We start from the raw sequence: 11,219 nt of genomic DNA on the forward strand, positions 1-11,219 counted from the left end.
ACCCTACAGAATGTTATAGTTCTATTTCACCTCGTTTATGGTTGGAGAATTAATATCTTCAGATATGGAAATTCTACTATAAAATCTATAAAGAAAGAGTTGTATTTAATGTTTGATTTGTCCTTTTTTTTCATTTTTGCAGCTACTATTGGGCTGGCGACGATTATCTTAATTCCTAGAAACTTGTATAAAAAATTTTTTCTTTATGGGTTAATCTTTGGAGGTATTGGAGATACACTACTTGTGGCTTTATTTCATCTTATGGGGTACTTAAACTACAAAAACATGGGTAAGACAAGTATCTTCGGGCTTTTTTCATTTTGGACTCCCATTGCCTGGACCTTTTACTTTATGATATTCTTTTATTTTCTTCCAGTGAGGAAAGCTTTTTTGGTTCCCTATCTCCTCGCTTTTGTAGCCCTAAATTATTCTGTAGGTATGGTAATGTCCCAATCAGGACTATATGAAACAATCGGAATCTACAAATATATCCAACCTTTTGTTTATCTTTCTTGGTGCTTAATATCCGCCTGGATATTTCACAAAAGTGAACATATTAAGATGGTTTAAATACTTGTTGCGAGAGAGATTTTCTACTAACAAAAAAATAAAACCCTAGCCATTATAAGTATGTCTAGGATTCCGATCAGCAATTTAGATTGAAAACCAAAAGAATTTGGAACTTAAAAGTGAATTTAACCTGCCCATCCAAATCAACATTATGTGGTATGTGAATGAATTTCTGTTCCAAAATCAATTCTGGAAAAGCTCGCCCTTGTCATTTACTGGGCGATAACTCGGCGAGCTCCCAGGTATCGCTTAGCCCAGTATGAACTAGTCATATCATCATAAGAAACCCCTCCAGAAGAGGAATGAATCATTGTATTGTTTCCGACATAGATTCCCACATGAGACGCACCTGATGAATATGTGGCAAAAAACACTAAATCCCCGGGTTTTAAGTCCGAACGAGAAACGGAAACTCCATTTTTAAACTGCTGCTCTGAGGTTCTGCTCAGGGTTATGCCACTGTTTCGGAAAACATATTGTACGTATCCTGAACAATCGAATCCCGGGGAAGGGGTCGTACCACCCCAGACATATTTTATTCCTAAGAATTGAGCTCCATAATTAAGAACTTGCTTAGCTCCACCTGAAACAGCGACTGTACCGGAAACTCCCCCTCCGCCTGATGATGATCCAGAAGATTTCTCCTTGGCAGCGTAAGCAGCTTCAAGTTTTTCTTGTTCAATCAATTGTTGGATACGGTTAACCTTTGCTTGAGCTGATAAGGAAGCATTTAAGGCTGCCTTTTCTTCTTTGCTTAGTTGATCTAACACAGTCTGCTGTTTAACCAATACTTTCTGAACTTCTTGTTGTGTCTCTGTCTTACCCTGGATGGCAACCTGAATGGCTTCCTTCTTTTGTTCAATAAGGTCCTTTTGCGTATCCATAGACTCCTTCAATTTTTGAATGTCGTCTTGCAGTTTACTATGATTATTAATGATCATCTGGATCTTATCGGCCCGATCGATAAAATCCGATAAACTGGTGGATTCAAATAAAACCGCAAGGTATGTAGTAATTCCATCTTCATAGTTGCTGCGCAGGACATTTCCTAAGGCTTTAATGTATTCCTGACGTTTAATCTCCAGCTTTTGCTGTTCAGCCTCTAAATTCTTAAGGTTTTTTTGTTCGTTGGTGAGCTTTTCTTGTTCTCGAGCAATGCTATTATTTAATGCCTCAACAGATTGTTTTAAGGCCAACACCTGGGTCGTCGCGCCGGCTACTTTTTCCTTTTGAGCATTGAGAGCTGCATTCATTTGACTGGCTTGCTTTTGAGATTGAGTGAGCTGTTGTTGTAAATTGTCAGCCCGAACAGGCACCGATGAGGTCGCAAAAAGTAAAACTCCGATAAGACCCACAAGACTTGTCTTACGCAGTATGCTTATCCCTTTTTTCATTAATTCTTGCTCCTTGTTACTTCATATGATTCTATAAATAATTCGCCATAAAGTCTAATTTTCCTTGTATAATCCGTTAAATATTTGTATTTCCGTATATTGGGTAAGAGCAGAAGCCCAGGGGTGACCGTTAGGTCAGCCCTGGGCTTCTGCGTATCTTGCCAACTATTAAAACCCCTATGATTTCCTCGTAGAATCAGCATCGCCAACCCCGGCGACGGGATACTAAGGAACTTAATCACCTTGAATTTGGTATCTTGTTGTTTTGTCAGTTGTTTTGTCTATATCATTTGCGATGGCTTGCTTTGTTTCGGCAACCTGAACTTGAATTTGAAACAAATCACTCTTATTGTCAAATTCAGTCATTTGATTCCAATATCGTTTAGGCATTAGTGTCATTCGACAGCGGGGGTTAGTTCTTCCTTCAATGGCAATTGTGTTGTAAAACTGCTTCCACAATTGGCGATACTTCGCCTCCGTAGAATCGACATTGGGAAGAGTTAACCCTTCGATATCAATCAATTCCGCACGATTAGACTGATAGATTAAGGCCACGCTGTGGGTCTTATCATAAATCATAAACTTTTCGCCGTTATAACGATCACAAAAATGCGCAGACAAAAGAGGAAGAACGTAGTTTTTGGGTTCAATAACTGCAACCAATGCCTCCCCAAACACAGAAAAGCGGATAAAGCCCTTGAACTTATGGCTTTCAGACGTCAAATGGCGAACGGCTTTTTGCAGTGAACAAACTACCTCATCTGTAAGCATCGTCATGACTTTGCCGCCAATCTTAAATCCTGACCGTAAAAAACGAAAAATTAATAGTTCTTTATTTTCCTCGCAGGTTAAAAACCCCAGCTTCACCAGCTCTTGAGCTTCAGAAGAAATTCTTACGGGAATAGAGTTATAAACCCTGTCGGCTTTTTGGGAATCTGTTTCAATCCATTTTGAAGTATCAAAAATAGTTTGCTGGTCACTTGGAGGACGGATGAGGCAGGGGATTTCTTTACATTCATAGCTCTCAAAGACACAACACATTAGGCCCTCAAAAGTGCCGTCATAGGCGTACACTAAATCTGTCCCGTCAAGCATTCCTGCACTTCCTCCCTCGAAATAAAAGGTTCTTCGAAAAGCCTTAACTGCTCTTGATATGACGGGAGTTTATATCGATCTGACATTAATGTTCTAATAGTGCTATCTGAAGTAATTTTAAGGCCCTCCATAATCTTCCCTTGGCAAGTGATGAAATACTGGGCACGTTTGAGAACAACCCCCAGCTTTTTAAGGCTGGTAAAATCAAGACTTCCATTTCTTCTGGCTGTCATTATTCGTTGGGCACTAATCACACCAATTCCCGGGACTCTTAAAAGCATTTCATGAGATGCTCTGTTAATCTCAACCGGAAATTTATCCATGTTATTTAAGGCCCAGTTGCATTTAGGATCAACTTGTAAATTGAAATTAGGATTTTGCTCATCAAGTAATTCCTTTGCTTCAAAGCCATAAAAACGCAATAACCAGTCTGCTTGATAAAGACGATGTTCTCTAATCAGTGGTGGTTTTGTGTCAATGGCCGGCAAGAGTGAATTCTCGGCGACGGGCATATAAGCAGAGAAAAAAACTCGTTTGAGACCGTATTTTTTATAGAGCCCCTCAGTTAGTGTCAAAATCTTGTGATCCGTATCGGGAGTAGCCCCCACAATCAGCTGAGTACTCTGCCCAGCAGGCACAAATCTGGAAGCATGACGATATTTCACAAGATCTGTTCTGTTTTCCTGGATCTTAGTACTAATAAGCCCCATAGGACGCAAGATGGACTCTTTAGACTTACTCGGGGCCAGGAGCCTTAAGCTTTCTTGAGATGGTAGCTCAATATTTATACTCATCCGATCTGCTAAGAGCCCTAAGCGTGTGATTAGTTCACTATCAGCTCCTGGTATGGCCTTGACATGAATATAACCATTGAAGTGATAGACATTTCGAAGCAGTTCCAAAGCCTTAATCATTTGTTCAGCTGTATAATTAGGGTTTTTGATAACACCAGAACTTAGAAACAAACCCTCGATATAGTTACGCCGGTAAAAGTTAATGGTCAATTCCGCTAGTTCATGGGGAGTAAATGCTGCTCTTGGAGTATCATTGGATTCACGATTGATACAATATTTACAATCAAAGACACAGACATTTGTCATTAGCACTTTTAGTAACGAGATGCAGCGGCCATCGGCTGAAAAACTATGACATATTCCTGCTTTTGCTGCATTACCCAAGCTGCCTGATTTTCCTTTTCTATCTACGCCACTAGAGGTGCAAGCTACATCATATTTCGCTGAATCCGATAAGATAGTCAGCTTATCAAAAATATCAATGTTAATCTACCCCCTGACAATCATTACTCTAACTATATACAAAACATATGTTCTTGTCAAAGCGAATTCTGCCAAACAAGCATTTTCTTAGGGGCCGAGTGAAAACTAGGCACCCTAAGAAAATGCTTGTTTCTATTAAAAATCGGTCTACTTCCACAGTTGAAGTGGAAGAGACCGATTTTGCGCTTTTACTTATGTATAGACGTTAAAATGCAGGAATGTGATACCCAGACTTACATATTTTATAACAGCCTCATTATGGCTATGTCAGTATTATCTTAAGCAAATTGATTCATTAACCAAAAATGGTAGGATCTACAAGGATTTTGCTAAGGTCGTCCTTGAGAAGTTCAAGATCCGGCGCTTGGAAGTCTAGAAGGTCAAGAGCCTTTTGGCGGATAGGATTCAATGGGCTATCCACCCCTCCGTCTACTCCTAACAAAGTAGAAAGACCATTCGCTACATGGATTACACTAGACAGTTCTTCATGATTTTGAGCGTTACTTAAGGAATGGTGAAAAGAAATTGCAGCTACTAATTCTTCAGGCAAATTCCATGATCGAGCTAAAAAGCCGCCAGCCCTTGCATGATCGAATCCTATAACTCTTTCTTCAAGTTCTACAAAAGTAAGCGGTGTGTCTTTTGCTTTCTGCACAAGAAAATCGCCAACTTCCTGAACATAGACGGAAATAACTAGTTTCCCGATATCATGAAGTAAGCCTGCTGTAAAGGCAACCTCTCCGTAAGGAAGTTTACAATGTTGACACACCTTTCTTGCAGCCATCGCTGTAAGTAAGGAATGCTTCCATAGTCCCTCTTGGTCTATTTCATAACCCAATAGATTGGTCTTAAGTATGGGAGAAATTGCTGCAGACATAGCTAACTCTTGAGTCACCTGAAAACCAAGCAAAACAATAGCTTCCCGAAGAGAAGAGATTCTTCTGGGATAACCATAATACGCAGAATTAGCCTGACGAAGAATCCCTGCCGTAAGTGCCGGATCCATACCAATTACAGTTTCAAGCTCTTTAGCAGAGGTAGCAGGATTTTTCGTAAGCTCTAGCACCTGGATAGCTGATGAGGGTAAGGGGGGAAGTGTATGTACGCGCTTTAATACATGTTCTAATTTGATAGACACTCAAACCCCTCCCTTTTGATAACTACAACTAAATATCTGATAAGAATCGTTCAAAAAATTCACAACTAAACTATTAATAACTCTGGCGATATGATTATTTTACCACAACATCCGAACAAAAACCTTCACTTATATCCTAAGATTGGATTTTTACCAATATTTATACCTTTAACCATTATTTTTAAGAATAAGATTATGCTTATTGTTTTTTTTAGAACCTCCAATCAACTTAAAGATAAGGAAAACTTGGCTGGCGACCGCCTTAGTTGCACTTATGCTTCAGACGAAGACGAAGAGACTGTCTTCGCACGTGTTAGACCTTCATGCAGAACAGTCTTTAGACGTTGAAGAATATGCAACGAAAAGTTAAACTTTTTGATAAGTATAAAAAAAGGTTGACCTTAAATAAAGCGGTCAACCCAAAATACTAGATATTGATTTTTTCTTACCCTTTAATGAGTTCAGGCAAGAAGGTAGCAATTCCCGGAAAAACCATCAGTAGGATTAAGCATATAACAATTGTAAATAGGAACGGCCATACCCCTTTAAAAATTGTTTCTAACGGAATTTCTGGCGCAATCCCTTTAATAATATAAACATTCATTCCAACGGGAGGAGTAATAACCCCCATCCCTACAACCAGTACTACAACTACCCCAAACCAAATAGGATCATACCCCAAGGTATTAACTACTACAGGAAAAAATATGGGGATAGTGAGCAAAATTAACGCTAGGGCATCAATAAAACATCCCAGAATAAGGTAAATCAAGAGAATCATACCCATAATGGCGAATGAGGGCAGGGGCAGCGATCCTACCCAATTGGCTAGTTCAAAGGGTACCCTGCTAATTGCCATAAAGCGACCAAACATAACTGCCCCAGCAAGCATAAGCATGATCATGGCACTAGTTCGTGTTGTATCATATAAGGATTTTTTTAGATTTTCCCAACTAAGACGTTTTTCCAAAAGGCTGATAATGAGGATTCCTCCCGCACCTACTGCACCAGCCTCAGTAGGTGTAAACCAGCCTGCGAATAAGCCTCCAATGGAAAGTACAAACACCGCAAGGGCTTCACCCAGACCTCCCCGCAAAGAATGAATACGTTCTGACCAAGTTGCTTTGGAGCCAGCTGGTCCCAAACTTGGGTTACGCCAGGTGAGAATATAAATCATACCCATGTTTAAGACCGTCAGAAGGATTCCTGGAATAATCCCAGCCATAAAAAGCGTACCCACAGACTGTTCCGTGGCTGTCCCATATAAAATAAATATAACGCTTGGAGGGATCAGTATCCCTAAGACCCCCCCTGCAGCAATACTAGCTGTAGATAATGACTTATCGTAATGATATTTATCCATCTCAGGCAAAGCGATGGCAGCCATTGTTGCCGCGGTTGCGGTATTAGAGCCGCAAATAGCTCCGAAAACAGCACACGCTGCTTGTGTAGCAATTGCCAGCCCGCCGGGCAAATGTCCGATCATTTTATAGGCAAAAACATAGAGACTTGTGCCAATTCCTGAATAAAAAGCCAGAAACCCCATCCAGACAAACATGACAATAACACTCAGTGAATAAGAGGTAAAGGTATTATATAGTTCTTTAGCCAACATATCCATAGCTGCAGGCACCGAAGTAAGGTAACTAAATCCTACAAAACCCACCAGCGCCATGGCATAGGCAATAGGCATACGTGCCATTACCAGACCAAAGAAAACAGCGATTCCAATTAACCCAACTAAGAATATGCTCATGGTGCCACCTTCTTTGCTGGGCCATTCCCCAGAATTTGTCGGAAGGATACCACTGACTTATTCAATAGCACTAGACAAAGCCCCAGTAAGCCTATCGCTATTAAATAGATAAATGGGTAAACAGGTATTTCAGCTGAGGGGGAAACGAGCCCTTTAATTTTCATAGTCTGAGCGAATTCGCCTAATGACCAGACAACGGCAGCCCACAACCCTAAAGAAACGAGGTTAACGAAAAAAGAAACCATAGTTTGGCATTTATTTGAGAAACGTTCCATGATCAAACTAACTGCAATCTGTCCATCTTTGAAAGCGCAGTGCGCTAAGGCCAAGGCCACACCCACAGCGGTTAAAAAACCAACTAACTCATAAGTTCCCAAAATTGGACGGTTCAAAACTGTCCTTAAAAATATATTAGCTACAATTAACAGCATTACGAAAAAAATGCACAACGCTGCTAATTTGTCTAAGATGCTGCTTACTCCTTTTACCAGGTCAGTAAATTTCAACGCTTAATTCCTCCTCAGGATTACTGAAACTCCTTGTTGTATTGATCTGCAAGACCTTTCACTTTATCCAAAATTTCTTGACCATTCTGCCCCTTTTGTTTCATTTGAGCTATAAACTCGTCCTGAATTGGCTTAACCAAGCTCATCCATTGTTCCTGCTCTTCTTGAGGCAGATTAATAACTTCCATTCCTTTTTCATCAACCGCATACTTCAAAGCTGCTTCATTTTGTTTGTCCCATAAACCCATGGCAACTTCGTTAAAGAACTTCTCATTGACTGCTTCAATTGCTTTCTGATCTTCCGGTTTAAGAGAATTCCATTTGTCGAGGTTCATGGTAATATAGAATAAATTATTGTATAAAAACGGTGTCAACGTCAGATACTTTGTGACTTCTGCCTGTTTCCAACCCTGTAGAACCTCGATTGGACCTAGATTCCCCTTAACTACACCTTTTGACAATGATTCGTAGGCTTCAGATTGAGCCATTGCAACCGGAGACGCTCCAAGAGCTGCCAGGCTTTTGGCACTAAGGCCAGTAGCCCTGATCTCTAACCCTTTTAAATCCTTGAGACCACGTACAGGTTCTTTTGTATATAGATCCCCAGGGCCTGTTGTAAATACCATCATTAGTTTGGTATCCTGAACCTCCTTAGGATTAATTTGTTTGATTCCTTCCCAGGCAACTTTACTGGCAGCCTTAGAATTTACATACTTAATACCGGGCAGTTCAAATACCTCCAACACCGGAAAATTACCTCGCGTGTATGAAAAACAGGAAAGGCCCATATCTGAAATTCCATTAATAACCCCGTCATAAGTGGCATCGGCCTGGGAAAGCGTCTGTCCTGGATAACTGGTGATTTTTACTCTGCCCTCAGTCGCACTCTCAATCGCCTTTGCCCAAGGCTGAATTAATTCTTTCTCAGCCGGGTGAGTAGCAGGGAAGAAATGTGCCAATTTTAACTCCACCGATTGAGCTTTCGTATCAGTCGGAGCAGATGCACTCTGTCCACATCCAGAAACAAAAAGTAAGTTTAGCACCATCGCCCCGAGTAAAAGTCCTCTTCCTAATGACTTTTGTTTAAGTGATTTCCATAGCCCTTTTTTCACAAACAATCTCTCCTTTTTAATAATGATTAAAAAATAAAAAACTCCTAAAAATAGGAGTTAAAAATTGCGAAAACACCCTTGCCCGTCCATAAATAGACAGGGATAGAGTATAAACCACATCCTTATTTCCTACCGTCCTACAATCCTACCTATCAAAAAACAACTTAACTACTCACTCTACTATACTACAAGTCTACGCTGCTACTGCCAGAATTTTTAATGTTGCTTTTACGAAAACTCTTCCATTAATTGACAACTACAGGATAAACACTGCAATTAATGAACACTACGATATTTATACTACCATATTACTATGGTAAAAACTAGATATAAATAATAATTTTTTATATCGGCGTAAGATATTTCCCTCTTCACTGCTTGATGAGTGTTAGGTTGTAAACAAATTAGCTGATGATCTAAAAATCACCAGCTTTAAGATAAACATCGCCCCAATATTGTGTGGAATATCCAAATCGCTACTCGAATGTTAAGTCCCTTATTTCAGGATATTATCCGGCTTTTCCCAGATAGTCTTGCAAGTAGTCATCAATTTTCCCCTTAATGCCAGATATCACATTAGTGCCACACTGATTAAAAAGCTGATATGCTTTCCCCCCCATATGAACTGTTACTATAACATCGATTTGTATTTTATTAAGAATAAACTCTGCAAAAAAGCGACAAGAGCAACTACCACTCTTATGGTTTCCTTCATGCACGTGGAACAAATCTACCTGTTGCTTTTTTGCTGGATTTGCTATGTAGTTCACTTCAGTGATTTGACTATTATTAATATGATAGATAGTACAACCATCACTATGACCGAAATGAGGTGATATATCTCTACCAGTATTTGAAACAGCTATAATCATTTTTTAACCCCTTCCATTAGCCTCTTCAACCTCCCAAATTCATGTGTCCTTAGATTTATATAGTACCCAATACTATTAAGCCGTACTAATCAGGTTTTCATTGACACAACTTGAGTACTCTGAAAATGAAAGTGATGAAATCACCTCAACTCTGGCCTTATCATAAGCAGCAAAAATTGTTCTAGCCTCTTCAAGATTATGATATACCTTCCAATAGCTGTTAAGAAGGCATTCTTTACCTTTGAATTTTATAAATCCAAGAACATCTTCTAAGGGTATGCCCAGAAAGATACCCACTTCGTGTGGGCAAGATATTTCAAAATGTCTTTTTAGTAATACTAGATATTCATCCAAGATCAATTTTCTAGGATATCCAATAGCCATAAGATACTTCTTATTTTTATATACTGATAGAGTTTTTATTAATAGTGTCCTATCGAAAAAAATCACTAGGACTCTTCGAGGGCATTTACGAATCTCAAAGTACTCTAGATGTAGTTTTTCCGTAATTTCTTGTTTATGGGACTCCCAAAGACTGTAAAGATCGCGACTATCATGTGAGAATGCTATTAGTGAAGATGGTTTCTGCTTGGCAATGGTTGGTGCCGTCCAGTAAGCTATGGAAGTGTATAGATAGTCCTTGTCGTCTAAAATACTTCGCCGTAGGCTCATAAAGTTCATGAACAGACCACCTCTTTCTGTGATCCTTTGACACTAACGCTCATCTGTATCGCCAGTTCTTTTGGTAAGTCCATCCTGTTGCACAGCAACATCATATTCCTTTACTCTATCCTCCCAGTATCTTAACCACTGCCCCTCTCTCCAGAAGTCATTTGAGCTAATCGACACAAAAGTTTTGTTAGTAGTTGAAATTACTTTCATTAACAACAATCCTCTCTTTTTAGAATATAGCAGCCTCATAATGAATTTGGTTATCAATTGTATTCAGTTTCAATCCCTTACTATTCTGCTGTATTGAATTTCTTTCTTATTAGAATTACTAATGCGACTTTCTTGAGTTACTAATGGGCATCTAGATAACCGAATGCTTGGTCTAGTGTATCTCCATGATTGAGCCATTTTTTCGCGTCAATTACTACGCTTTAAAATCTCGATTAGCTTAATACTTTATCAAAATCACTACTCCAATAACTTAATTCTACAATACTTTACGCAAAATGTAAATGATATTTATTATCATTTACATTTATGGATATGGGATAAATCACTTGGAAGTTTGATGTCACTGAAACAAACTAACGACAATAAAAGTCTATACCCAATTTATTTGCATAATATTCTGTAAAATAGCGTCCCAGTTATACATATGCTGTTTTTAACACCAAGTATTCTCAATTTGAGAGGAGTTGTTTTATAATGTCGCTCGTTGATAGTGGGAAAAATAGACCAGCTAATAAAAGTCAAGGGGTTAATTGATAATTTCTTTTGTTTTTCGATTCCGAACAATGGGTATTGCAAACTAAGCCACTGAAAAATCC

Annotated in this window: 11 protein-coding genes; 1 reads left to right on the plus strand and 10 read right to left on the minus strand. The window is 39.2% G+C overall.

Annotated elements, in window-relative coordinates; genetic code table 11:
• The first annotated feature begins 108 nt into the window (after positions 1-108).
• A complete protein-coding gene (locus tag BLS16_RS21115) occupies positions 109-570 on the plus strand; it encodes a hypothetical protein (protein ID WP_092335600.1) in 462 nt (153 codons plus the stop codon).
• Between the two features lie 212 nt (positions 571-782).
• Here BLS16_RS21115 and BLS16_RS21120 read toward each other — a convergent pair whose 3' ends face one another.
• The 10 genes from BLS16_RS21120 to BLS16_RS23880 form a co-directional block, all read right to left on the minus strand.
• Positions 783-1,964 carry a C40 family peptidase gene (locus tag BLS16_RS21120; RefSeq protein ID WP_092335601.1) on the minus strand — a complete coding sequence of 394 codons (1,182 nt, stop codon included), beginning with the start codon at positions 1,962-1,964 and terminating at the stop codon, positions 783-785.
• Positions 1,965-2,198: 234 nt separating this feature from the next.
• Entirely contained in the window at positions 2,199-3,059 is an 861-nt protein-coding gene (locus BLS16_RS21125) for a TIGR03915 family putative DNA repair protein (RefSeq protein WP_092335602.1), read from the minus strand.
• Positions 3,038-4,336 (minus strand): putative DNA modification/repair radical SAM protein, encoded by a 1,299-nt coding sequence (locus tag BLS16_RS21130; RefSeq protein ID WP_092335603.1) that lies wholly within the window; start codon positions 4,334-4,336, stop codon positions 3,038-3,040. The genes BLS16_RS21125 and BLS16_RS21130 overlap by 22 nt, the downstream gene beginning before the upstream one ends.
• Positions 4,337-4,631: 295 nt before the next feature.
• Positions 4,632-5,474 (minus strand): HDOD domain-containing protein, encoded by an 843-nt coding sequence (locus tag BLS16_RS21135; RefSeq protein ID WP_092335604.1) that lies wholly within the window; start codon positions 5,472-5,474, stop codon positions 4,632-4,634.
• A gap of 445 nt (positions 5,475-5,919) precedes the next feature.
• Positions 5,920-7,230 carry a TRAP transporter large permease gene (locus BLS16_RS21140; protein ID WP_092335605.1) on the minus strand — a complete coding sequence of 437 codons (1,311 nt, stop codon included), beginning with the start codon at positions 7,228-7,230 and terminating at the stop codon, positions 5,920-5,922.
• On the minus strand, positions 7,227-7,736 hold the full coding sequence (locus BLS16_RS21145) for a TRAP transporter small permease (RefSeq protein ID WP_092335606.1): 510 nt from the start codon (positions 7,734-7,736) through the stop codon (positions 7,227-7,229). The genes BLS16_RS21140 and BLS16_RS21145 overlap by 4 nt, the downstream gene beginning before the upstream one ends.
• 20 nt (positions 7,737-7,756) lie before the next feature.
• On the minus strand, positions 7,757-8,848 hold the full coding sequence (locus BLS16_RS21150) for a TRAP transporter substrate-binding protein (RefSeq protein ID WP_092335607.1): 1,092 nt from the start codon (positions 8,846-8,848) through the stop codon (positions 7,757-7,759).
• A 509-nt stretch (positions 8,849-9,357) separates the two neighbouring features.
• Entirely contained in the window at positions 9,358-9,720 is a 363-nt protein-coding gene (locus tag BLS16_RS21155) for a NifB/NifX family molybdenum-iron cluster-binding protein (RefSeq protein WP_092335608.1), read from the minus strand.
• Positions 9,721-9,795: 75 nt separating this feature from the next.
• Complete coding sequence (locus tag BLS16_RS21160; protein WP_092335609.1) at positions 9,796-10,401, minus strand: DUF3793 family protein; 606 nt, start codon at positions 10,399-10,401, stop codon at positions 9,796-9,798.
• A gap of 33 nt (positions 10,402-10,434) precedes the next feature.
• Positions 10,435-10,641 carry a hypothetical protein gene (locus tag BLS16_RS23880; protein WP_176786250.1) on the minus strand — a complete coding sequence of 69 codons (207 nt, stop codon included), beginning with the start codon at positions 10,639-10,641 and terminating at the stop codon, positions 10,435-10,437.
• Between the last annotated feature and the right edge of the window lie 578 nt (positions 10,642-11,219).

Source organism: Desulfosporosinus hippei DSM 8344, from assembly GCF_900100785.1.
Taxonomy (GTDB): domain Bacteria; phylum Bacillota; class Desulfitobacteriia; order Desulfitobacteriales; family Desulfitobacteriaceae; genus Desulfosporosinus; species Desulfosporosinus hippei.